Origin of the sequence: Akkermansia sp. N21169 (assembly GCF_029854675.1) — a bacterium.
GTDB lineage: Bacteria > Verrucomicrobiota > Verrucomicrobiia > Verrucomicrobiales > Akkermansiaceae > Akkermansia.
In genome coordinates this window covers 341,766-367,444 of sequence record NZ_JARWNC010000040.1, presented here as the reverse complement: position 1 = coordinate 367,444, position 25,679 = coordinate 341,766, and the positions used below count along the sequence as shown (strand labels likewise).

Sequence of the window (25,679 nt, the reverse complement as noted above, 5' to 3'; positions counted from 1 at the left end):
GGGGGGGGGGGGGGCATTTTAATTATAAATAGATTAATTTTTAATTATTTTCCTTACCAGTTCAACCATTTTAAATAAAGGAATCCCTAAAGAACAAGAGAGCGCAAGTAATAAAGGTGCCTTATATGCACCCCATGTTATCCAATCCTGCAATCGTTTTGGAACACCAATAAAGAAAGCAGGATAGTCTTTCAGTAATCTTTTTCTTTCCGAAAACGAAATGCGCCAAAAATAACGTAAAATATTCATACCATAAGCATAAGAATAGTGCCCCAAAAGGGCAGAGGCAACAACTTTATCTTGGGAAATGTATAGAACTACTTCTTCTTGAATTGCTTTACAAGTCATAAAAAGCTGTTCTATTTTTCGAATATTATTACCTACCTTCACTGATTGCCCTGGTCTACAATCTACACTATATCTATAAAGGCAAATAGGTTCATATTTCATCGCCATAGCTCTTACCGTACACCGAAGCACATAGTCAGTATCATCAAAACTCACATTTTCTCTAGAACGAATATTTTGCTCTATTAGAAACTGTCGACGATAAGCATACATCCACGGCGTCCACGGAACCTTTTGAGTTGATATGAATTCAGTCCCTTTCATCTTTATAGAAGAATTATGAGTATAATACATCCTACCTGTTGTATCATCACTTCTCACGTGATCACACATCAGTAAATCTAATAACTCTCCTTGAGAGTTCTCACTAATAAGTAGAGCAATGACTTGCCGCAAGCTGCCAGGCATAAAAGCATCATCATGATCACAAAATAAAATATACTCTCCTTTAGCAACATCAACAGCATGATTGCAAGCACCTCCTCTTCCTCTACTAGATGAGTGATGAATAATTTTTAGATTACTTTTTTGCAGAGACCGAAGAAGTCGAAATGTTTCATCCGTGGATGCATCGTCAATACAAATGACCTCAAAATCATCAGACGTGATTTTTTGTGAATAAATACTATCAATAGCATTCATCACTTCATTCTCACCATTATGAATGGGGATAATAATAGTTATATATGGTTTTTTCATAATATCTCAATTTAAATTCCATTAGGACATATACGTATTTGGCTTCTAGAAACTACAAGTGAAATATCATCATATAACAACCAGGAGAGCAAAATAACTGTGCTATTCTTATAGACAAATGGCAATAGCCATCTGTAAATAGGTTTGTGCACATAATCCTTCATTCCTTTGTTATGCTGATGGAGAACAATCTTGCAATTAAATGATTTACAGAGTAGGACAAAAGGAGCGTCTTTCAGAAAACCTATTCCATGACAGGTAATAGACAAGTAAGCTATATCAGGGTGATGCGTCAACAAATGCCAAAACACATTCAGATATATTTTAAAAAACCTTATGCTTTTTTTAATTAATAAGCAAGGAGTAAATTTGTTTACTTCCGCATTACTCCTCGAAGTAGACAAGTTAACATAAGTACAATCAAATGTACTATTGATCATTTCACTCTGCTGAATTTGGCGACACATCAAACTGGAACCATGAACGGGTGGCGGCAAAGGAACAATAAAAAGGATATTTCCCATATTTCTCTTTTTCATTTTATTACCCAATCCTCTCATAAGTAAACCCTTCTTCAATCACTTCCTGGCGATCATACATATTACGTCCATCGACAATCAATCGTCCTTTCATAATTTTGCGCATAACAGACCAACTCGGAACCCGAAATTGCTTCCACTCGGTTACGATTACAAGAGCATCTGCATCAACAAGAACTTCATACATATCTGCACGCAATTCAACAGGCTTATGTCCCAGCCTTCTTTTCGCCTCGCCCAAGGCAACAGGATCAAAGGCACAAACTTGGCATTTAGCTTTGAGTAAAGCATCAATGAGAGTCAGAGATGGAGCCTCACGCATATCGTCGGTACCCGGCTTAAAAGCCAATCCCCACAAGGCAATTTTTTTGCCAGCCAAATTCGGCAGGAGTTTGCGTAGTTTAGAAAACAACACATTTTTTTGTGCATCATTAACTCGTTCCACGGCTTCCAATACTTGCATAGGATACCCCAGACTTTTCCCGGTGTAAATCAGAGCTTTAACGTCCTTGGGAAAACAGGATCCACCATAGCCACAACCCGGATACAGAAATTTTTTCCCGATACGAAGGTCACTTCCAATTCCTTTTCGCACAGCATCGACATTAGCGCCTACCAACTCGCATAAATTAGCAATGTCGTTCATGAACGATATGCGGGTAGCCAGCATACTATTCGCCGCATATTTAATCATTTCAGCACTGGGAATATCACAAATCTGAACACGATCTCCTGTCAGCATAAATGGACGATATAAAGCACGCATGATGCGACACGACTCTTCGTCGTCAACGCCAACAACAACGCGATCAGGTTTCATAAAATCTTCAATTGCCGTTCCCTCTTTCAAAAATTCAGGATTACTTGCAACCCCGAAAGGAATGGACAAACCTCGTACCTTCAGCTCTTCCTGAATAACAGAACGGACTTTATTGGCCGTTCCGACAGGAACCGTACTTTTAGTCACTAGAAGCGTATATTTTTTAATATGCCTCCCAAAAGTACGTGCTACCTCCAGCACATATCGTAAATCTGCCGAGCCGTCTTCATCGGGAGGAGTACCAACAGCCGAGAAAACAACATCAGCACCGTCAAGACACTCTTCAAGCGAGGTAGAAAATGTCAATCTTCCTTCTTTTGAGTTGCGTACAACAAGATCCTGAAGTCCTGGCTCATAGATCGGCATCACTCCCTGTTTTAAGCGATCGATCTTTTCGCTATTAACATCAACACATGTGACCGTATTGCCCATCTCAGCGAAACATGTTCCGCTGACAAGCCCCACATATCCTGTTCCTACTATGACAATATTCATTTATATATTTTATTTAACGGTTAATAATTAATTTAAAAAAACGTTGTAGGACCTTATAACCTAATCCATGCAGGCGTAAAAAGTAGCCAATTTTACTAATTACCCCAAGATCCTGATGGTTTTTAAAAGACTCCATTATTCTAAAATCCGGCTGGATATCCGGAAGTATTTCTAGTGATGTAGAATCGAGAGATACTTTATGGCGAGTATCATTCCAGCCCGCATGACTTGCGTTTTGTCCAAATCCCTGATTAGAAACTTTTGATTTGACAGGATACACCGTGTACATCCTCTTGACGAACTGGGCATAACACCAACGAATGGCCCAGGAACTAATGCGACCACGCTGCTGCAAATCCAGCAAACGGCTCAGGTCGTTTCCCCCCATATCAAATTGTTTCCGCTGTTCACGAGATCGAGAAAACTGGAAATAGTCTTTGACATCCCAGTCTATTCCTTCCCACCTGTCTCGCCAGGTAGCCCATCCCCATGAAGAAGCTCTCGGTGTAAGATATGTCTCGCGCTTGTAATCTAATGGAATTGTAATATCAGGAGAATATCCCGATATAGACCAAATGAGAGAATTACTCTTATAAACTTCAAGTGCATTTTCCATATATTCTAAAAAATCAACTGATAACAAGAGATCATCCTCTAACACAATAACTTGTTCATATTGCTCTAAAATCCGACCGACACCATTAATTATTGACTTTGCAAGTCCATTATTATCTACCGATTCATAGTATTCAACGGAAAGGAATTTCATAGGACGATGAATAATTTCTCGAACTGCCTTCACCGCCTCAAGAGCTTGCTCATTCCTGGGTCCGTCCGAAAAAATAAATAAAGGATGCCTATCCGCACCACGGCAAGCAGATAGAGATTTCAGAATGGCTTTTGTTTCTTGGGGACGGTTATATACAAAAAGACAGATGGGACTAATGTTCATAATTTTGAAAGTATTTTATGTCTCAAGCATTTAGGAACTAGGATTAATATTGAATAAATATATAATTTATAATTAGAAAAATCATAATATAATGCCCGAAAAATCTCACAAATACACGCATTCCTCATTCCTAATCGCATATAAATTGATGCTCTCATCTTATACCAGTGAGATATATATCGCGACAATCCTGAAATAGGTCGATCTTTAAGCAGTTTCTGTAACTCCAGACCTACTTGGTTGTTGGGATCAGGCAGACGTTTCGGGACATCTGATAGGGCGTATCCTGCTACATGAAATTCTGCACCTACTGTTTTACTATAGGCAATTTGACTAGTACAGGCTAACTTCGCCCAGGTGAGGAGGTCTTCCCCGGAACGAATGTCGAGCGGAAAACCTTCAATTTGTTGCAGGATCGTTTTACGCACCATGATGGAAATGGAACAAATAGGGGGATGTGAACAAGACGCTACCTCGAAATAATTATCTAGAATACCATCCTGCCCTTCAAACGGCAGTTTCCGTATGATCGTGGGATGAATGGAACCGTCGGCATGCACAAACTCATAATTGCAGGCGAAGACATCGCACTGAGGATATTTCCGTGAGAGTTCATATTGGGTTTGAAGGTAGTCCGGTTTCCAGCAGTCGTCCGCATCCAGAAAAGCGACTAGGTCGAAACGGGATTCTTCCACGCCCCGATTGCGAGCAGCGGAGACTCCGGCATTTTCCTGCCTCACTAGGCGGATACGGGCGTCCCGAACACTGAACGCTTTTTCCACACTTCTGTCAGTGGATCCATCGTCTACAATGACAATTTCAAAATCCTTGAAGGACTGTTTCAACACGGATGCCAAGGTATCCGCGATTTGCTGTTCCTTATTGTACAAGGGAATAATGACGCTGATCATGTTCCTGTTTTCCTTTCTCCTTTTAGCTGGCCCAGCATCATCCCATAAAATCCGAAGGGATAAGCCAGGGTACACATGGAATAATTCACGACATTGTCGGAATACATGGTGGCGGCTACGCCGGCCAGGGAAGCCCCGGTCGTGAGAGCGCACACCTTGATCAAGGGGGAACGGCAGCATGAAAAAATAATAAAGGCATGAGCGATCATCATCAGGATGGACGAATAATACAGGATAACGGCAATCATGCCGTTGTCGCATTTCATTTGGACGATATCGCTGTGCATGACTTTCAATCCTCCAAACAAGAAGTTGTTGTAAAAATGATGCTGGCAGGCTCCTGTTCCGGCTCCCTGCAGTTCCTTGCCGATGTAAAAGCGCTTTTCAAAATACGCCCACATGGCAAAACGAGCGTTGCTTTCTATATCGTCCTTGCTGACTTGCCCATTCATGAAGTTGGTCAGGGTGACTTCATCGCTTTTGAACATTTTCTCCTTAACGGGGGGAATAAAAAAGACGGTACAAATTCCTATGGTGCCGATCAAGGCGATCACCGGAAGAGCCTTGAGTTTGTATCGGAACAGGGAGAACGCCATGAGACCGACGACCGTTCCCATGATACTGGTACGGAAGACCCAAAGCAGGCAGGGAAGGGTAAACATGATTGCCATGAACATATCCTTGCGTTTGTGCCCCATATAGAAAAACATTGCCAGACTGAGCATGCACATGGGAATGAAATGAATGGCCCGGGCCGTTGCGTACCAAAAAACGCCGGGAAGAAGCAGTCCGGAAAAAGGGATCAAACTGACAACCAGGCAGATGATAGCCACCGTCCTCGCACCCAGGGACGATTTCAGGAAGACTTCTCCATCGCGTACGACGGCGGAAGCCGTCAGGGCAATCAGCAAAGGATACAGGTATTTCAGAATAACCCGCACGCCATAGGTCATGGACGGGGCATAGAGGAGGCCGGCAACCAGCCACAACAGAAAAATAACGTAGAGAGCAAGGGGAAGAGACCAGATGGCACATGTCCGGGAAACTTTTAGGCAGACCAGACAAAACAATTCCAGGGAAAAAAGCCTCAGGGCCATTAGGTCCAGCCCGGCGGGGGCAGAAAGAGCCAGCAACCCCGTGGAAAACAGGAGCGTCCAGAACAGTTCTGGCCCGCTGAAACTCAACAGTTGTTTTCCATCCAACGGATGCCGGACCAACTTACTCTTCATTTGAAGGTACTGGAACAGCAGGAATGTCAGGACCAGGAAGTAAAAATAATTCAGTACAAACATTTCAACGTTTGATGATAAAGATTGTTCATCAGGCGGGAAAACCGCTCCATGGAAAACTCCGCGGCGCGCACCCGCGCCGCCCGGCTCATTTGCTGCCATCTTTCAGTAGAGGATAGTACCTCTAGCGATTGTATCGCCAGAGCTTCCCGGTCCCCCATGGGAACCAGGAGTCCGCCCCCCCCGTCCCGGATCAGCTCCGGCAGTCCTCCCACATCAGAGGCGATGACCGGGCAGCCCCGCGCCATTGCTTCCAGTGCGCTGAGACCGAATCCCTCACTTCTGGAAGGCATCCAGAAAAGATCCATGCGATCATAAAAAGCCGCCAATTGTTCCTGAAGCTGGCGGCCTGCCCATTCGACGGAATCCTGAACATGGAGTTCCTCCGCCTGGCGGCGCATGCGTTCCCGGAGGCTGCCGTCCCCCACCACCAGCAGCTTGGCATCCGGGATTTGGTCGCGCAGCCATGCGAAGGCAGGCAGAACCAGATCCATCCCCTTGATGTGTTCCAGACGTCCGGCTACGCCTATTGTTGGAGAAGCGGATAAGGAACGTTCTGTCCGTCGCGGTTCTAGGTGTTCTGATAGGGCGTTGTAAATAGTTATATGAGCATGCGGAGGCAGCTTGATATCTTCCTTGTACAAAAGAGAAGAACCGAAGAATTCCCGTTCTGCCCGCAGTGTGATACAGGTGAAAACATCAATGACCTGACGTTGCAGGAAATGCAACAGGCGCAAGCTACGGTAAATCCGGGCATCCGTATGTGCCGTGGCAAAAATTGTCCGGACTCCCAGCAGTTTGAGGATGAGGCATGGCGTTGCGCCCGGAGCCATGTACTGCACATGAGCGATATCCGGCTTATATTTCCGCACGCATTGTCTCAGATGCCGGTAAAGAAAGAGTACGCCTCGCCAGCCTCCAATGCGTTTTCTCGTTGGTTCAAACAAAACGACTTCACTTCCTGCAGCCTTGTATCTTTCCACCATTTCCCGCGTATACTCGAAATAACAAGCGGTGACGACCTGGTGTCCCCCGGATACAAGCGCCTGCACGAGATTCAGTGTCTGAATCTCGGTACCTCCTATCATGAGACAGGGTATACAGATGAGAATGGTCATGGGATATGTTTATGAAGTTTTTTTGATGAAACCAGTCGCTGTACGTATGATTTTTTGAAAGATGTGGGACAGGAACATGGGAAACAACATGAACGCCGGAAGAGGATCAAAAGAAACATAATAACGATAAGCTCCGGCTGAAAAAAGCCGTCGATACCATTGGCTCAAGGTCTGTTCATGTGACAATACTCGGCGTATGTCAAAAATCTCGTCAATCATTTCATATTCCGAGTCACGGCAAGACAAGTCTTCAGCCTTCAATGTCCCTTTGCAGGAAAGATACCAGATATAAGGTATGTTGATTCCCGCTGCTAATGGATAGTGGGAAGTACCATCATTGCGCAGATTGATTTCAAAGAAATAGTTTTTACCTTTTTCTAATCCGAATTCGATACTGAATGGTCCGGTAAACTCCAGAGTGTTGACGTAATTTTTGACATTTTCTAACTCGGGAAGGCATTCTTTTACGGCGGTGGAAACAATGGCATGAGTATATTCTCCGGTGCTTGAGACACCGGGTTTTTTGATGACAGCCGGTATAGTGATCGTTCCATCAGCAAAACGGATTCCTAGAAACAATAAATCCGATTCATTGCAAATATATTGCTGTACAATGAAATCTTTGGTACTTTGAGCCGATTGGATTGCCCTGTTTAATTCTTCCGGGGTATGGCAAACCCTCATGTCTCCTTTGCTTCCAGTAATGCTCTTAATGGGTTTTATCATGCAGGGATAGGTGATTTGAGCCGATTCAAATTCGGGAGACGTCGTATATATGCTCCATAAGGTACGTATTCCTGTCTGGGCCGCATCAAGCGTTTGCCTGTCTTTTTCCATCAGTTGCGTCACTTTTCCCGCTTTTCCCGCATTAGGGAAAATGAAGTGATCAATCAATTCATCATAATGCAGATCCAATAATGATTCGGCGGTATCGGAGGTCGGATAAACGATAGTTCCCTTTGGGAAATTCCGGCGGTGGGATAACAGCCACCGGAGGCCTTCTTCTTCGTCCTTCACAAGATGAAGGCAGCGCGCAAATTTGCTAAAGCGGATTACTTCCCCTTTGAATGGATTTCTTCCTGAGCCGATTAACAGGAGAAACGCCTTAATCTCCTTGGAGGCCATGCAATGGAGAACCCCAAGGCTGTTATAATTGCCTGAACCGTAGATGATAAAATCGGGATTCATGATGTTACCAAGATTCTTATCGCTCATCCATAAGAGCCTGTCGCCCATCCGTTTTGAAATACAGTTCCCTGTTCCAACTATTCGCTTTCAAAAAAACGCTGGGTAGTTTTCCGCTCCAGGGTTTTCCACATAAGGCTCTCGGTAAAACATACTGAGCAACTGCTTTTTTCTTTAATGAATATTCTTTGTTGTTCATATCCAATTGCCGAGCATTACACCAATCAAGGTTCCAAACATTATAATACCATAGCCATACGCAATACTCATACAGTTCGACTTCCTTCTGCACAATATTTCTTACTATTTGTGCCGTTTTAATGTGATCATTCCACCCTTCTCCTCGGTGAGGGATAAAAACTGCATCACATTTCAGCTGAGTCAATAAACTGCGAAGCCTAGTAGTTTCTTCCGTATTCCTATAATCCACCTCACCGTCTGGATAATTTAACCAATAAATATGATCAAATGGCAATCCCAAAATTTGTGCGGCCTGGATGGTTAATTGCCGACGAGCCTTCATAATGTCCTCTTTAGTAATTGCGCAACATGCGCGATGAGACCCCTCTCCTCTTGTCATAATAATAATATACGGAGCATTCCCTCTAGCAATCAATTTCGTAATTAATCCACCACACCCCAATACTTCATCATCAGGATGCGGAGCAATAATAACAGACCTTTTAAACTTCAGATTCATCTGAGGGAGAGTTTTTATTCGACTCTTCATCCAAAAAATTCTTACTCGTTTAGCTATATTGAGCAATATGAGTTTCATCTATTTGATTAAAACGGATAAATATTTCGAACATAATTGCAAAACATCCATAAAACGAAGTCGTTTGTCAATCGATAACTTATAATATATAAATTATTTATTTTCTATAGTAGATAGATTTTCATTTATAAGTATATTGTCAAATAATTTTTCCCACATGCTACATACTCTATCTATTGAAAATCTCTTCACATCTATTCGTGCGTTTTCTGCCATTTCTTTCCTTAATTCATTATTAGTCATCAACAAGCGCAAAGCACATTCTAATTCGTGTAAATTAAAGGGAGAAATCAATAAGCCATTTCTACCATGCTCTATTATATCTCTTGCTGAAGCAAAAGAGTCAAAAACAACTGGAACTGTTCCGCATTGCATTGCCTCTGTAATTGCCATTCCCCATCCTTCATAATTCGAAGGCAAGCATAATATACTTGAATTTAAATAGTAAGATAGAGGTTTTTGAAACCCTTCAAATGAAATATTATGGCACTTCGAAGCAAGTTCTTTTAATGTATCGACATAGTTAGCATCCCCGTCACCCAGAATAATAAGTTTCCAATCTGGATAATCTTTTTCGAGAGAGCGCCAAACGCGAATTAATCTATCAACTCTCTTATTTTGCACTAAAAGACCAGAATATAATACTTGAGGTCTTTTTTTGATTGTCTTAATAATTTTTAATTGTTCTTCTAAATATGTATTAGGATTAGGAATTGCAATGTACTTATTTTCATAGCCAGAACAATATGACGAAATTTCTTGAAAGAAATTAGGAGATAATGTACAGATATAATCTGTAAGAGGCAACATTTTTTTAAATTGATTAATTCTTGATTTGCGATATCTATATTTTATTCTTGGATATAATACCATCCTCGCAATACGCTTTAATTTTTCAATAAAAAATTTATTCCTTAATGGATAAATTTCATGCCAAATTGAATTATATGCTACACTTGGAGCAGAATGCAAAACAGAAATAATTTTTACCGAACTTTCTCCTTTATTTAAATAAAGAAAACTATCACTAAAATTACCACTTTGATTAATAACAATATTAATTTTTTTCTTTTCTAAAAAACAATGATAGAATTCCAAATTTTCTTTTGAAAGAAGAAGGCGTGATGGAAAATATTCAAGAGGAACCGGATACGGATATACATGTTTCTCTGTCACGGAACTGTCATAAATGAGGTAATAGACCTGATGACCCCGCTTTAGAAATTCTCTAGTTAGGGAGTCTGTTATACGACCTATCCCCCCTCGATCAGGATGGAATGGCGTTATATATGTAAATAATATATTCATTTACTGTAATTTTTTAGCAAGTTCAACAGCTTCTTTCATCCCATCTTCAATGGAGCAATAGGTCCAACTACCATAACGTCCAATAGAATATATATTATATTCCTTAAGAAATCTTTTTTTATTTTTAACATCTTGTTGAGAATCTTTACTAATATGCACGTAAGCAGGATCCATGATAACACTATGATGAGCAATTAATTGTTGATTTTCAACAATGCCTACTTTCGTTAAGTCTTCTAATACCTGTTGTAAACAAGATTTTTTATCAATAAAAGCATCACGAGGAAAACCTAATTCTACATACAAGGACATCCGTGAATCACCGAAAATATTATCATAATATCCAACTCGATAAAAACACACATCGTCTCCAGGGAAATATATCCAATTATTTTCTATATCCCTTCCTTTTTTATTAAACCCAAGATTAAATACAAGAACTTTATTCCATGAATAAATGGTAGCATCAAAAGAAATATTACATATAGCCAGAAGCCTATTAAAAGGAATTGTGGAAATTATATTTGTATACTCTAAAGATCGCTTATTGGTATATAGTTTTTTATTTATTAAATCAATGGAAACAACTTGTTCATTTAGAAATATGCGATTATTATTAATTCTTTTCATTAAAGAATTAATATATTGTATCGCCCCTCCTTTCGGGTAGATAAAGAAAGAGTTATAATAATTATTAGTTGATTTTTTAAAATTAGCAATAATTTCCTCTTTTTCTGCATATGGAAAAAACCTTCCCATAGCATCAGAATCTAGAGTATCTAAGTCACATGCATACAGTTTTTGATTATATGGAACAAGAAAACTTTCTGCAATACTTTTACCAAATTTAGCATAAAGCATTTCTTTAAATGAAGAATGATTGACATATGGGTTTACAAACAAATCATACAAACATTCTATTAAATCCTCTTTTGAGAGTTGATGAATATTTTTTTGAAATGGGAAATCAATGTAATTTCCTTTGTAAAAAATTTGCGTGTGTTTGATGCACTTTAAAATTTCATCTACAGAAATATTTTCAAAAACATATTCTTCAATATCTCTATTTTGAAAATGAAAAAAATGTCCTGAATAATCCCATACAAATCCGTCTTTCTTGATTGTTTTACAATAACCTCCTACTTTACTATCTGCTTCTAAAATAATATATTCATTTGAAGTTTTAGAAGCATAAGTAAGTCCTGACATTCCTGATCCTATAATTATATCCATAATTTTAATAATTTATAAACATTAATTCCAGTTTTTCTCCAAATAAATATAAATGGGATTATACTTATAATTTTTTTGCCGTTAAGCTTATTATATATATTAAGATCCGACAATTTTATAAAATTATCGAATTCTAAAATATTCAATTCACCTCCCCCTTGTTTCAAGTAAAATTTATATACAAAAACACAATGAGAAATAATATATGATTCAAAAAAATCTCGCAAAGTTTCATTTAAACATTTTTTATACTTTGAAAAAAATCTCACACATCTACAAGTCATTTCCTTATAATCGTCAAAATGATTAATATACCCTTTTTTAGATGTACTTTGCCCTTCTATTCCACGATCATAATAATACAAATTTAACGATGATATATATATTTTTTTAACAAAAACTAGAGGCTGCAAATTAAAATCAATATCAGAATAATATTTATCTCCTATTGTGAATTTATTTTCCTTTAATATATTTGTTTTGTATGTTAGTCTCGAGAGAGGAAAATCATGTTGCAGATTGTTTTTTTTGCGCAAATATTCCTCTAGAGTCCAATACCTATTGCATATTTCGTCTGGATAATTCTTGCAGAGATACGTTTTATCAGCATATACTTCTGTCATTCCTGTACCAATAATATCAGCATCTTTTTTTTCAAGCACGTCGATAAATTCTCTAAAAGCCGCACTATTAAACCAATCGTCTGAGTCAAGAACCTTGAAATATTTTCCCTTTGCTTCTCCTATTGCAAGTTTTATACATGATCCCCAGCCTTCATTTTCTTTATGAATAGCGCGGAATAGTTTAGGGTATTGTAATGTATATAAATCAATAATATCTTGGGATGCATCTAAAGAACCATCATTTATTATCAAAATTTCAATATTGTTCTCACATTCAGGAAGAAATAGGGAAGAAAGACATCTATCTAGATATCTTTCCATATTATATACAGGAATTGTAATAGTAAGAATTTTATTCATAAAAATCAATTTTATGTATTTAGTAAAATAGATTTAAACCTAACCAATAATCTTCTCATACTAGATAAAAATAAAAAAAGTATTAGTGATATTATTATTAAATAAAAAAAAGTCGCAATAATTGCAAACAGTATCCATGAAAGATAGTTTTCAGTTGGATCTAATGAAATATAATCAATTAGATTATCAGCAAATATCCATGCAACGACAATAGCTGTAATATGTAAGAAATATATTTTCCAATATTTTAATATGGGAATTCTGAAACCCCAGTGATACAACATGATTGGTTTCCAGATTTCAATAATCAGTATGAGACTTAATAAACTGCCAAATAACACACCTTCTATTCCAAAAAATATGCCTCCAATAATAGCACCTCCTACGCTGATCAACGTTTCAGCAATAGGAGCCCAAACATCCCAAAATAGGCCATACCCAAATAAAAATTGTGTCGTTGCGCCTCGTTCTATTCCAATATAAACTTTTGCGATCACAAGAGCAATAATAGTATCTGATAAGATATATTCTTTACCTAGCCAGAGTATTATAAAAGGTGTAATCAAATTCCACAATGCGAAGCATACAGTTCCTGCCATGATAATACGCAGCGTATATAATTCCCAGTAGGTCGATAGTATCTTTTTTTGATTTCCTTCTGCTATCAAGTTTCCAACACCTGAGTCTGTGCTTGAAAGAAAATTTCCTATAAATAAGCCCAGTTTTTCCGTAATCATCGTGTAGTTACCCAGCACAGCAGACATTTCCAGGCTTGAGCAAGCATAAACGATAAACGGAAGAGTTTGATATTGTGCAAAAACAGCAAGTTTATGAACCATCAGTTGTTTTGTTTTCTTGATTATATTCTCATATTTATCTAATAAACAACAACCTGTTTTTATATTACCTTTCAACCATGGATATGTGATACGAATACGCCAATTCAGGATGAAGGAATAAATGATGCCAAACATGAGTTCAATACTAACCCACAGGTAATAGCTCCCTGTATACCAAGCGCTTGTCATCTGGATAAGTATTTTAATAATATTCGAACTCTGGAAATATGAGGTAACAATATAATTTTTTTGATCGGCCCCCAAAAGAGTTTGTTTGTAATTGATAAAATAACCAATGAGGGAAGAACTCAAAAAAGCGAAATAAGTTGCATAAATCACACCTAATTCAAACCCTGTATTAGGAAAAATTAGAGGAAGAAAACAGGCAAGAAGACAGCCGAGAGCTAAGATAATCCAACCGATCCATCGATACAAAAAGCCGAAAACGGAAATGATTTCATTGATCTGCTTCCGATCCTCTTCAAATAAAGGTTTATAAAGAACGTATCCGATCGCTGCCCCTACTCCCAATTCTGCAAGATTCAGGAAACCTAGCAGATTCTGCATCGTTCCGATTAATCCAACGAAATCGGCACCGAGGCAGTTCAAGAAAATTTTCCGCGAAAAGAACGACAATGCTAAGGTCAACATGTAGAAGATCAAGTTGACTTTTGCATTGAGCAAACTTTTTTTGACGCGGGATTCTGCCATTGTCTTTAATATTGATTACTGGCTACGGGGACGATGTTCACGTTTGCTGGCAGTTGCCAAAAGCGCGCATCATCGGTGATGATGGTAAAATGAGTTTCGGGGTGAGATTCGCAGGACTCCAACAAAGAATCCAACTGTTCCGGACTTTGTCCGAAGGCTGTGATGAGTTCTGCTTTATCTTGTTCGATATGACGGCTCTGCAGGGATTGCAGTTCGCGGGTAAGTTTGGCAATGAGTTTGCGGTCTTTTTCGATGCGGAAAATGAGAGGGAGGGTTTTGACAATTCCTTTGCAGCGCACGATTTGCTTTCCGGGTTCTGTCAGGATGCGATAAGCAAATTCGAGCTTCAAGGAGACCAACCATTGTGGTGCACGCTTGAGGCGACCACTGTAGAAATTGAACACGGCACCTACCCCCAGCATGACCCCCTGTTTCAAAAACGGACGCAGACGATTCATGAATTGTTCCTGCTTCGGGGCCCCCAAAGCCACCCAGATGATATCTATCTGCTTCTGGTTCAGCTTTTCGGCAATGGCAAGATAATCGAATTCATCGACCTCACGGTAAGGCAATGCCATGAAAAGCATATCTTGTACCTGGGGATTCCAGGAGGAGATCTTCTCCCTCAAAGCCTGGAGAGTGACATCATCCGTTCCAAGGAATGCCATGCGGTATTGCTCCGATGAAACGATATCTTGAAAAATTTGAGCTCCACAATATTGTTCGCGGCGAATCCCATACAGAAGACGCAGATAGAGGGGAACCCATCCACTGTCGCAAATAGCAAACATGGAATCGTACACGATCCGCCAGTACTCGGGGTTATGTTGGACATGGGTCAGCACATTGCCATCGGCTACACAGATATAGCCAGCTTCACGACGCGATACGGCTTCCCTGATGCGGCGATGTACCTCATCTTTGGAAAATTCGTAGCGTATTCTGAAGTAAGTTTCCATGTCCACACTCTCCATCGCGATTCACTCGTTCCGACGACGAGTTTGATTTCCCCTAAGTCCTCTGGTTTCCGGATCTTTAGGAGGAATCGTACCTGAAGTCTGGTCGAAAGCCCCCGGGCATTGATCGATCCCTTCCCTCTTGAGGACTTTGGCAAAAGTGCCGAAGAGAATTTTAAGGTCCTGATAAAACGTCAGGTTACGCTGGTACTCCAGATCCAGACAAACACGCTGCCGGAAGGTCAGGTTGTTGCGTCCCTGGACCTGGGCCCGTCCTGTAATGCCGGGTCTCAGAGCCATTCTCTTTTCCTGGACCAATGGCTCAAATCTAGCCATTTGCTCAGGAATCCATGGCCGAGGGCCAATCAGACTCATATCACCTATAAAGACATTCACCAGTTCCGGTAACTCATCAATCGACGTAGCACGCAAAAAACGCCCCAGGGGACCGGTCCTCTCGGCATCGGGAAGAAGATTGCCGGAAGCATCCTTTTTGTCGTTCATCGTTTTAAATTTGATAATTTTAAACGGTCTCATGTCGCGACCCACTCGCTCCTGAATAAAGAAAGGAGTTCCCCGGTTGCAAAACAGAAGCAGCAGGGTCATGAACAACAGGAAAGGCGACAGGACAATCAATCCGATCAGACTGGCGGCAATATCAATATGGCGCTTGAACCAGCACGCGTAAATCCCCCTCTGAAGAGGAATGTCCACGATATTGGATAAGTTGTAGGATAAAGAGGGCATCGTGCAATAGTAATGATAATGGTTTTATACTTAAACACTCAGACACATTTTACCTGCCATGGAGGGGGAGTGTGAATCCGTGCCCCACCATGTGTAGTGATTGCCCGCACGCAGTTTGCGGGCGGTATCGGCGACGGCTTTGCCGTAGAGGCCGGCGAGGGAACCGACGTTGCCCTGGAACTGGATGCCCCGGCTCCTCAGCCGGAGGAGTTCCGATTCCTGAAGGATACGCCCGTAGCGCTCGGGATGGGCGAGGACGGGGGTGTAGCCCTTGTCCTGCACCATGAGGAGCATGTCCATCCAGCCGGCGGGGAGGAAGTATTGCGGGAGTTCGACGAGCAGCAGGGTGCCGTCGTAGGTCAGCGGAGTATGGGTAGCAAGCTGGCATTCAAACTGTTCGTCGAGCATGTATTCGGCGGCAAGTTTGAGCTGGAAGCCTTCGTCCCCGGTGTCGGCCAGGAGTTGTTCGAAACGTTCCCGGAGGTAGTCCGGAGTGTTTTTCGGGTACCGCGCCATGATGTGCGGTGTGCAGTAGGCACCCTTGAGTCCCATGGATTTCAACCTGCGAATGATCCCGAGGCTGTCCTGCAGGCACGAAGCGCCGTCATCGACCCCCCAGAGGATATGCGTGTGCATATCCATGCTGTCCGGGAAGAGGCTGGATGATGAAAGCCGCCGTTTGAACAGGAATTCCAACATGGTGATGAATAGGGGAGTCGTGACGGGAAAAAATCAGGATTCGTGGGCTTTCTCCGCATCTTCGCTTTCCTTGCGCCCATAGCCGTACTGGTATCCGTAGCCATAACCGTAGTAGTTGTAGCTGGCGGATTTGAAGTCGACGTCATTGATGACGTAAGAGAGGTTGTGGAGTTTGCCCTTGTCGGCAAGTTGCTGGACTTGAGTGAAATATCGCTTGTCGATCATACCGCTGCGGACGACGTAAAGGGAGATATCCGCCAAGGCGCCGATGATGGCGGTGTCGGCCAGGATCCCATAGGGTGGGCAGTCGATGATGACGGCATCGTACTGCTTCTGAAGGTACTTCAGCAATTTGCCCAGCAGAGGCGTACTGAGCAATGTCACGGGATTGGGGACATAGGGGCCGGCATAGAGGACGAACAAACCGTCCGGAGCGTTTTCCGCCGTGTGGATCACCGAGGCCGGATCCTCTACTTGTTTGCGCAGGATGGAAGTCAACCCCTTGCGCCCTTTCCCTCCAAGTTTGTTGCTGAGGGAGGTTTTCCTCAAGTCGCCGTCAATGAGGAGCACCTTTTTCCCGGCCTTGGCAAAAGCGGAAGCCAGGTTGCAGGACGTCATGGTCTTCCCTTCTCCGGCCATGGTGGAGGTGACCATCATGATGTAACCGCCCTGCTCGGGCCTGGGCAGAAGGGAGTCGACATTGTTGCGCAGGATGTGGAAGCATTCCGCAATCACGGAATGATCGTCCTGGATGAAGAGGGAAGGATGTTTGCTTTCCTTTTTGCTCAAAACGGGCAATTCCGCCAGGACGGGAAGGCTGCTGACTCCCGGCAAGTCGTGTTTGTTCCTGACTTTGTTGTTGAGCATGGACACGCCCACAAAAGCGAAGATGCACAGGGCGGCGCCACCGAGACCACCGGCGGCGACAAACTGCATGGTTTTAGGAGAAATGGGAAGATCGCTGCCATGGGCGGTTTCCAGCACGCGGGCGGAGGGTTCCGCTGCGGCAAGGGCCAGGGCATTCTCCAGTTGTTTGCTGAGAAGCATCAGGTAGATTTCCTCTTTGACCTTGTGCTCCCACATCAGGGGCATCAGTTCGTGTTCCTTGGCAGCGGTTGCCGCCAGTCGGTCGGAGAGTGATGCCTGTTTTTTCTGAAGTTCCCGATGCTTGATTTCCAGATTGTTCCGGTAGTTCGCCAGAGCTTTGCCGGCTGCCGCACGGGTAGAATTCATCTTATCGCGCAATCCGACGGCAATAGGGTTTCTACGACCGGCGCTACCGGCGATCTTCTGATATTCCAGATAGGCCTCGTTGTAGAGCGTCACCTGACTGGCAATGCTGGAGTCCGCCAGTCCCGTATCAACGGAGATCAAGGCATCTTTCATGCCTGTTTCCTTGAGGCTGGAGGCAAGATTCGAAGCAAGCTTGATCTGGGTTTCCAAATCGAAGATTTCCTTTTCCAACGCCTGGGAGGTCGTGAAATCGGCCGTCATCGTCGTCTCCGTATCACGGACGATGTCTCCCTTAATCTTGGAGTCGGTAATTTTTTGATCGACAGCCTCCAAAGAGGCTTTGACCTCCTTCAAGCTTTTATCGATAAAGCTCTCCACTTTCCGGGAGGACTGGCTCTTCTCGTCTTTCGAGAGCTGATTGTACACCTCGATAAGGTGGTTGAGAACATCGGTGGCCTTGTCCGGATTGCCGGCCGTCAGCGTCATCTCCAAAAGACTGGAATCCTTGGCGTCCGGACGGGTAACAGTCAAACCGGCAAGAAGAGAATGGGTCGTCGCAAGGGGGGAGGTATAGTGAACCAGGACCTCCCGGTCCTTCCAGGAATCATTCATTCTTGACGTAGGATGAACAGTCAGGGTGGCGAAGGGGAGAACAAGAGGCTGTCCATAGGAACCGGTCACCTCCGTCGGAGTGTCATCCGTACTGGAATAAGTCAGGGTGAATTGTTCGTCCTCCCGGGGAGTAATGCCGAACGAGTAGGGGCGGCTTTTGTCGATTGCCTGGAAAACAACGAGAAGCGGAGTGTCCCGATACAGATCCAGTTCCCGGAAATCCTTCCGGACACCATAGGAAATGTGCAAATCCAGATCCTCCACCACTTTTTTCATCAAGGCGGTGGATTTCAGGACGTAACTTTCGTTGGCCAGGTTGGCGGAGCCGGAGTCGATCCCAAGCTCGGTCATGATACGTTCCGAAGAAGCGTCTTTGCCCGCCTTGGAATCGCGCATCATCACACTGGCTGTCTTTTGATAGACGTAGTTTTGTCTGCCGGCCAGATAGTACGCCGTACATGCGCCCAGCAAGGCGGTAATAATCACGGCATACCAGTACCGACGCAAAACCGTCAGGATAATGTCGAGGGAGAATGAAGTTTCTTCCTGTTCCTCGGAGGAGCTGGAAGCAACAGCAGGTAACGGTTCTACCATGGAATATGATGGATAAATGGGAAACAGAAAATCAAAATGTCCGGCCACTTCCCCTGGGGGGAAAGGAAATGGCCGGAATTCCTATGTTTACAGGCACATGGCAATCACGGCCAGAGTGACCCCCAGCCCTGAAAGCCCCCAACCATACCACTGGACAGCATCGCTGCGGGTATTGACCTTGCGTTCCGAAGGAGAAACATAAATGATATCGTTCTGCTGAATATAATAATAGGGAGAGTTGAAAAGGTCCTTGCTGCGAAGGTCGATGTTGGCGATCTGACGCTGACCGTTCGTTTCGCGGATGAGGGTGATATCGCGGTTGCCGTCGATATTTAAGTCTCCGGCGCGGGAAATGGCTTCGAGGATCGTCACCCGCTGGCCTTCGATGGAATAGGTGCCGGGACTATTGACTTCGCCGATGACGGAGAACTTGAAATTCATGATCTGCACGTTGACGGAAGCGTCACTGATGTAATCATTGCGCTTAAGAGAAGAAGCAATGTCGGAAGCCAATTGAGAACAGGTTTTGCCGGAGGCCTTCATTTTACCGATGACAGGCAGGACAATGTCTCCATTGACGTCGACCAAATACCCTTTAGGTTTATTTGTATTGTTATTGCCGGTCGTTCCCATCTCGGACACGGCAAAGGGAGCAGTCAGTTCCGGTTGCTTGCTGCTAACGGAGATGTAGAGCTGGTCGTCCTTCTGGATTGTCGTCTGGTAGTTATTTTTGAGCTTTTCCTTACTATTAGCACTAACATCCTGGATATAAAGGACTTCCTTAGGACTAACGCAAGAAGGAAGAAGTGTAACCGACGAGAAGGAACATACGATAAGTATGAAGGTAATAAGTTTTTGTTTCATAGTAAGTTGTTTGTTGGTGTGAAAATAGAATCGGAGACGGTTACTGTTGCTAAAGAAAAGAGATCATCGCCCAGAACATGCGGAGATAAATTGCTGCTGCACGCGCCGGCCGAGAGAAAACACCCAATGCCTCAAAAGAAGGCATCCTGGGGAACGAACTTCCGTTATGTGAATCGCATAAGTCAAAAACATGACTGGAAAAGAAACCATTGTCCAAGCCTCATTAGTATTTCATTTATTATTAGTTGATTATAATTAATTAAAATAGGTTGTAATCCTTTTCTGACAGGCAAAATACGCCGTCAAATTTTACTTATCTCTTCTCGAACGCAGATTTAAGCGGATTTACAAACCGCTGTCAAGAGTCTCTCAAAAAATTATTTTTCAAGAATTAGCTGTTAAAACACAATACCTCAGGACATTTATGCATACGGCACACACCATCAGCTTTCCTCTACATACAAGGGGTGTTTTAGCCATTTATCAGTCAAAAAAATCTTCCAAACAGATAGTAAAAAACCACTAAATTTATCATCCAGAAAAATAAATAAGTTTCTGATTATTAGTCTATTATGTAATAGAGCAATCCATCGTCACAACAAATTGTTTTTCCAAAATATTGACAACGGATTGTAAATCCGTCATCCGAGCGGGTTCTACCTCATATGTTTTCTCCTGTCAATTTCCAATTATGGGTATTTCCAAGCGGATTGTAAATCCGCTTTAATACGCGCAACGGATGCATACATCCAAGGTCTCTTCAAGAACCCATGGTATTAAAAAATACTATAATTCATTTATTTTCAAATAATTATAACTTTTCAAAAATCCCGTATTCAATTACCTGGATTTGGACTTTCCAGCGATTTTCTTTTCGAGGCAAAACAATAATCAACCATACCTATCCCACTCTCATCAGGACATTATATGGGGAAAATTTAACATTGATGTAACATTACAGATTTTTGACAACTCCAAACTTCATCATTCATCACCAATTTTATCAATAACCATTCTTACACTCAACCTATCCACATGAAACACACAGCCTACCTTTTTGCTTTAATCGCCTACACTGCTCTCCTGAACTCCTGTGTCAATCCCAAAGAAGTTCTCTATTTACAGGATGCCCAGGACAATACCCGGGAAACGATCAGGAAGAACTACGAAACACTCATCCAAAAGGATGACCAGCTCTACATCTCCGTCAGCAGCAAGCAGCCGGAACTCACAGCCCCATTCATCATGGCGGAAATGGGCAACGCGACAACGAGTTCCAACAATACCAACAAACCGAAAGGTTATCTCGTCGACGCCAACGGCAATATCGTCCTCCCCGTGATTGGCACCATGAAAGCCGCCGGAAAGTCCTGCACGACACTCGCCAAAGATATCGCGGGAAAACTTCGTTCCAATGATTACATTAAGGACGCTTCCGTCAACGTGCAGATCATGAATTTCAAGTTCTCCGTCATTGGCGAAGTCAACAAACCCGGCACCTATTCCATCGAAGGCCAGCGGGTCACGATCCTTGAAGCCATTTCCCGTGCCGGAGACTTAAATATCGACGGCAACCGTGACGTCACGCTCATCCGAGAAACGAACGGTCAGCGCCAGATCGCCAACATCGACCTTCGCAGCAAGGACCTTTTCAACTCTCCCTACTATTATATCCAGCAGAACGACACCATCTACGTTTCTCCCTCGGAACGAAAGGTCAACACGCGAAGTGACGCTGCCCAGTGGTACGGATGGGGGCTCTCAGGTCTTGGCATCGTGATTGCCGTCATTGCGCTTAGCGTCTAACCGCGCCTCCAGGACCGCCCAAGTATCGCCGTTATTCATTTCTACTCGCTCGTTCTCCATGCCCCCCGACATTCTTCCCCAACAAGATGAATCCGACGCTTTTTCGATTGAGACAATCATTGGAATCATACGCCGATATTGGTTCTGGATCCTCCTCTCCTCTCTCGTTGGAGCATCTGCCGCTTTCTATGTGGCAGCCAAACAGGGGTACTCCTTCCAGAAAACAGCCCGCATCATGTTGCGGGACGACAATCAAAAAAATGCTTCGGCATCAGACATGGTTCTAACGGAATTGGGGATTGGGTCGGGTAACGTCAACATTGCCAACGAAAGCTACGTCGTGAAATCGACGGAACTCATGAATAATGTCGTCGAGTCCCTCAAACTCAATGTCAGCTACTGGCGCACCCACGATATCAGGCAAATCGACCTCTACGATAAGTCCCCGATAGCAGTCGACTTCCCTCAAATTGACGAACAACGCCAACTCACACTCACGATTACGCCCAGGGACGAAACCACTTACACCTTGACCTACAACGACACCAATGATGTCCCAGTCTCTTTCGAAGGGACATTCAACACTGTTGGAAGCCTGCCCTTTGGACAACTCGTCGTACGCCCGACATCCTATTTCAACGCCGATTACTATCAAACCCCCATCATCGTCCGTCGTTCATCCCACCGGGAAACTACAGATCAAATTCTCGGAAAGCTCAACATCACCCGTCCCGATGCCAAAGAGACGAGCCTCATTGAACTTCAAATCACCACTTCAAATGCAAAGAAGTCAGCCGATATTCTTAATTCATTGATCAAGGAATATAACGATCAGTCAATTGAAGAAAAGCTCCTTGCTTCCCGCAAAGCGGAAGCATTTATCCTCGAACGCCTCAAAAAACTCGGGGGAGAGCTTGGCACAGTCGATAAGCGCATTCTCGATTTCAAAAAGAATAATGAACTGGTTCTCGATATGACGACAGAACTCGGAACCAATTATCTTAAAGTCCAGGATCTGGATAAAAATACTTTCGATATCGATACGCAAATCAAACAAGTCGAATCCCTTCAAAACATCCTGGCATCCGCCAAAAATTCCAAGAGGCAAATGTTCTCCGCCAGTCATGGCATCAATGACCCCGCCATCACACACCAGATCGAGCAATACAATGAAGCCTTCCTGAAATATCAGAGACTCGTTGCCAGCGCAGGCTCTAAAAACCCTCTTGTCTCATCCCTGGTCAAAGATATGGATTCCATGATCAACGCACTGAACCGTTCCATCAATAACCATCATAGAGCCCTTACCCTGCAACTTGAAGAAGTAAACAACAAGAAAAACGAACTCAGTAAGAAACTCGTTGCAACCGCCTCCCACGAAAAAGCACTCGTTCCCATGCTCCGGGAACAAAAGGTGAAAGAAGAGCTCTACATCATGCTTCTGGGCAAGAGTGAAGAAAACGCGCTTTCCCTCGCTACCACGGAACCCAACGCCCGCATCCTCGAAGCAGCTTTCGGTAAAGACATCCCCGTCGCACCGAAAACCAAACTCTTTGTTGCGGCCGGAGCATGCGGTGGTGCCGCACTATGCATCTTCGCCCTTTTAGGAGCCGCCGCTTTAGACACCAAGGTGACGACGAAACAGGACCTCCTGGGGCTCACTACCATCCCAGTCGTCTCCGAATTCCCCCCTCTCACCAAGCGAGAGAAAAAAGAGGACACCCTCATTCTGCGCAATGACCGCTCCTTCATAGTCGAGAGCTTCCATATTCTACGAAACAATCTGGAGCTCATGGTACCCAACAAGAAAAACTCCTCCATGCTCATCCTGATCACATCGACAATGAGCGGGGAGGGCAAAACATTCACCTCGTCCAATCTGGCGGTTTCCTTTGGCAAAACAGGTAAAAGAGTGCTTCTCATCGACGGCGACCTCCGCAAGGGTACACTCACCAAAAGGCTCAATCTGCGAAGGAAGCCGGGGTTATCCAATCTCTTGCTCAACACCTCGTTAGAGCTTGAAGACGGCAAATCTCCATTTGTCACTCTGGAAGAGGAATCCGCCCGCGTGGACGTTCTTCCTATCGGTCCCCTGCCCCCCAATCCCGTCCCTCTGCTCGACCAAGCCCACTTGGCTAATCTGATCCATCACTGGCAATCCATCTATGACCGCATCGTGATCGACGGAGCCCCCTTCGGTATTCTGGCAGATTCCTCTATCATCGCCCGATTTGCCGACGTCACCCTGTATGTGATCCGAAGCAATAAAATCGACAAACGCTTCGTCCCCTCCATCCAGAAACTGGCCGATGAAGGGAAACTCCCCGGCGCAGCCTTCGTCTTAAACGACGTCGATTTCAAACGCGCTCGCTACCACTACTACGGCTACGGATACGGCTATTCCACAAAAGACAAATAAGTCCTTTTCATTACTGCTCCCTCCCATCCTCCGTCCATCGATGCGATTACCCTTCTTTCATAGGAATCCGGCTGACCTGTCCGTGCTGTTTCCCGACGGCATGGACAGGCACAGTCACATCCTTTGGGGAATAGACGATGGAGCACAAAGCCCGGAAGACAGCCAGGCCATCATCAACGCCATGCGCCGAATCGGTCTCCGGGGAGCCTGGTGTACTCCGCACGTCATGGCTGAGCTGCCCGACAACACTGCCAGCAATCTCCGCAAGAGGTACAACGAGGCCTTGGCAACACTCGACCTCAACGACTTCGACCTCCGGCTGGCAGCCGAATACATGCTCGACGAAAGCTTCCTGCCCCGGCTCAAGGATAACTCGGAAAAACTACTCACCTACGATGGCAAGCGTCTGCTGATTGAATTTTCTCGTATCTCACTCCCCGGCAACTGGGAAGAAATGATCTTCCTCGTTCAGGCTCAGGGCTACATCCCCGTCCTGGCACACCCGGAACGATACGGCTCCATACTCGACCTGGAAACCCTGGAACTCCTTCACCAAAACGAAGTCGAGTTCCAGATCAACCTCTCATCCCTCATCGGAATGCGAGGACGGCATATCCAGAAATTGGCCCAAACACTGCGGAAAAAAGGTCTCTGCAACTGGATCGGAACCGATGCCCACCGCCCCGAACACGTACGGAGCAGAGCATGATTCCACTCCAATGACAGGAACCTTTCCGTACAAACTTCCTCATAACAAAAGCCATGCCCACCAGACACGCTTCCGACCTCTCCATTCCTTCAGGAAGCACTACTCCCCAACACCTGCCTCATCAACACAAACGGAAACATATCACCTTTTACGCCAGATATATTAAACGGCCCCTCGACTTCATCGTCGCGGGTACAAGCCTCATTTTCATCATCCCCTTCCTCATCCTCCCCATCTACATCATCCTGAGAATTAAAACAGGAGCCTCTCCCTTCTTCCGCCAAACGCGTATCGGACAACACAGAAAACCCTTCCAGATCATCAAGTTCAAAACGATGACCGATGAACGTGACTCCGATGGAAATCTTCTCCCCGACGAACAACGCACCACCAAGCTGGGAGCATTTCTTCGATCAACTTCGCTCGACGAATTCCCCGAACTCATCAACGTCCTCAAAGGCGACATGAGCTTCGTCGGCCCCAGACCGTGGATCCCGGAGCAAATGTCCAATTTTGCCCCCTCCACACAAGAGAGAAGAATGATGATGCGCCCCGGTATCACCGGCCTCGCCCAAATTCAGGGACGCAATAACCTCACATTTCGCCAACGCGTCTGTTTCGACTTGGATTACATCCTTCACGCCTCCCTGTTCTCAGATGTCTGCATCCTCTTTCGAACCTTCTACAAAGTGTTCAAACGCGAAGGCATCGAACAGTGCCAGAACGCGCTTGTCTCCGCTCAACGTTGCATTCTTCCCAAAGACACCGAAACACGAGGCCTTAAAGGCAATCGATTACATCATTCCTCACACGAGGAGAGATCAATTTAAAT

21 protein-coding genes are annotated in these 25,679 nt (G+C 44.0%); 4 read left to right on the top strand and 17 right to left on the bottom strand.

Going from position 1 to position 25,679, the window contains the following annotated elements; genetic code table 11:
* Window positions 1–33 precede the first annotated feature (33 nt).
* From QET40_RS10700 to QET40_RS10620, 17 genes are all read right to left on the bottom strand, one after another.
* Entirely contained in the window at window positions 34–1,047 is a 1,014-nt protein-coding gene (locus QET40_RS10700) for a glycosyltransferase family 2 protein (protein ID WP_280127161.1), read from the bottom strand.
* 543 nt (window positions 1,048–1,590) lie between these two features.
* Complete coding sequence (locus QET40_RS10695; RefSeq protein WP_280127160.1) at window positions 1,591–2,901, bottom strand: UDP-glucose/GDP-mannose dehydrogenase family protein; 1,311 nt, start codon at window positions 2,899–2,901, stop codon at window positions 1,591–1,593.
* Window positions 2,902–2,914: 13 nt separating this feature from the next.
* Complete coding sequence (locus QET40_RS10690) at window positions 2,915–3,853, bottom strand: hypothetical protein (protein ID WP_280127159.1); 939 nt, start codon at window positions 3,851–3,853, stop codon at window positions 2,915–2,917.
* Window positions 3,850–4,764 (bottom strand): glycosyltransferase family A protein, encoded by a 915-nt coding sequence (locus QET40_RS10685; RefSeq protein ID WP_280127158.1) that lies wholly within the window; start codon window positions 4,762–4,764, stop codon window positions 3,850–3,852. Before QET40_RS10685 ends, QET40_RS10690 begins: the two co-directional genes overlap by 4 nt.
* On the bottom strand, window positions 4,761–6,056 hold the full coding sequence (locus QET40_RS10680; protein WP_280127157.1) for a hypothetical protein: 1,296 nt from the start codon (window positions 6,054–6,056) through the stop codon (window positions 4,761–4,763). Before QET40_RS10680 ends, QET40_RS10685 begins: the two co-directional genes overlap by 4 nt.
* Window positions 6,044–7,141 (bottom strand): glycosyltransferase family 4 protein, encoded by a 1,098-nt coding sequence (locus tag QET40_RS10675; RefSeq protein WP_280127156.1) that lies wholly within the window; start codon window positions 7,139–7,141, stop codon window positions 6,044–6,046. Before QET40_RS10675 ends, QET40_RS10680 begins: the two co-directional genes overlap by 13 nt.
* 39 nt (window positions 7,142–7,180) lie before the next feature.
* A complete protein-coding gene (locus QET40_RS10670) occupies window positions 7,181–8,359 on the bottom strand; it encodes an ATP-grasp domain-containing protein (protein ID WP_280127155.1) in 1,179 nt (392 codons plus the stop codon).
* A 16-nt stretch (window positions 8,360–8,375) separates the two neighbouring features.
* Window positions 8,376–9,056, bottom strand: a complete 681-nt coding sequence (locus tag QET40_RS10665) for a PIG-L family deacetylase (RefSeq protein WP_280127154.1) — start codon at window positions 9,054–9,056, stop codon at window positions 8,376–8,378.
* A 171-nt stretch (window positions 9,057–9,227) separates the two neighbouring features.
* The gene (locus tag QET40_RS10660; RefSeq protein WP_280127153.1) at window positions 9,228–10,310 is read right to left on the bottom strand and encodes a glycosyltransferase; all 1,083 of its coding nucleotides are present in this window, start codon (window positions 10,308–10,310) and stop codon (window positions 9,228–9,230) included.
* Window positions 10,311–10,442: 132 nt separating this feature from the next.
* Complete coding sequence (locus QET40_RS10655) at window positions 10,443–11,675, bottom strand: FAD-dependent oxidoreductase (protein ID WP_280127152.1); 1,233 nt, start codon at window positions 11,673–11,675, stop codon at window positions 10,443–10,445.
* The gene (locus QET40_RS10650) at window positions 11,666–12,658 is read right to left on the bottom strand and encodes a glycosyltransferase family 2 protein (protein WP_280127151.1); all 993 of its coding nucleotides are present in this window, start codon (window positions 12,656–12,658) and stop codon (window positions 11,666–11,668) included. Before QET40_RS10650 ends, QET40_RS10655 begins: the two co-directional genes overlap by 10 nt.
* An 11-nt stretch (window positions 12,659–12,669) precedes the next feature.
* The gene (locus QET40_RS10645) at window positions 12,670–14,208 is read right to left on the bottom strand and encodes a sugar transporter (protein ID WP_280127150.1); all 1,539 of its coding nucleotides are present in this window, start codon (window positions 14,206–14,208) and stop codon (window positions 12,670–12,672) included.
* A gap of 5 nt (window positions 14,209–14,213) precedes the next feature.
* Entirely contained in the window at window positions 14,214–15,167 is a 954-nt protein-coding gene (locus tag QET40_RS10640; RefSeq protein ID WP_280127149.1) for a WecB/TagA/CpsF family glycosyltransferase, read from the bottom strand.
* 21 nt (window positions 15,168–15,188) lie between these two features.
* On the bottom strand, window positions 15,189–15,878 hold the full coding sequence (locus QET40_RS10635; RefSeq protein ID WP_280127148.1) for a sugar transferase: 690 nt from the start codon (window positions 15,876–15,878) through the stop codon (window positions 15,189–15,191).
* Window positions 15,879–15,941: 63 nt separating this feature from the next.
* On the bottom strand, window positions 15,942–16,610 hold the full coding sequence (locus tag QET40_RS10630; protein ID WP_280127147.1) for a CpsB/CapC family capsule biosynthesis tyrosine phosphatase: 669 nt from the start codon (window positions 16,608–16,610) through the stop codon (window positions 15,942–15,944).
* Window positions 16,611–16,643: 33 nt separating this feature from the next.
* Window positions 16,644–19,049 carry a polysaccharide biosynthesis tyrosine autokinase gene (locus QET40_RS10625; RefSeq protein WP_280127146.1) on the bottom strand — a complete coding sequence of 802 codons (2,406 nt, stop codon included), beginning with the start codon at window positions 19,047–19,049 and terminating at the stop codon, window positions 16,644–16,646.
* A gap of 87 nt (window positions 19,050–19,136) precedes the next feature.
* A complete protein-coding gene (locus QET40_RS10620; RefSeq protein WP_280127145.1) occupies window positions 19,137–19,913 on the bottom strand; it encodes a polysaccharide biosynthesis/export family protein in 777 nt (258 codons plus the stop codon).
* 1,035 nt (window positions 19,914–20,948) lie between these two features.
* Between QET40_RS10620 and QET40_RS10615 the strand changes: the two genes are divergently transcribed.
* From QET40_RS10615 to QET40_RS10600, 4 genes are all read left to right on the top strand, one after another.
* Window positions 20,949–21,719, top strand: coding sequence for a polysaccharide biosynthesis/export family protein (locus QET40_RS10615; protein ID WP_280127144.1), 771 nt, complete (start codon window positions 20,949–20,951; stop codon window positions 21,717–21,719).
* Between the two features lie 58 nt (window positions 21,720–21,777).
* A complete protein-coding gene (locus QET40_RS10610; RefSeq protein WP_280127143.1) occupies window positions 21,778–24,138 on the top strand; it encodes a polysaccharide biosynthesis tyrosine autokinase in 2,361 nt (786 codons plus the stop codon).
* A 100-nt stretch (window positions 24,139–24,238) separates the two neighbouring features.
* Window positions 24,239–24,847 (top strand): CpsB/CapC family capsule biosynthesis tyrosine phosphatase, encoded by a 609-nt coding sequence (locus QET40_RS10605; protein ID WP_280127142.1) that lies wholly within the window; start codon window positions 24,239–24,241, stop codon window positions 24,845–24,847.
* A gap of 53 nt (window positions 24,848–24,900) precedes the next feature.
* Window positions 24,901–25,677, top strand: a complete 777-nt coding sequence (locus tag QET40_RS10600) for a sugar transferase (protein ID WP_280127141.1) — start codon at window positions 24,901–24,903, stop codon at window positions 25,675–25,677.
* Window positions 25,678–25,679: the final 2 nt, after the last annotated feature.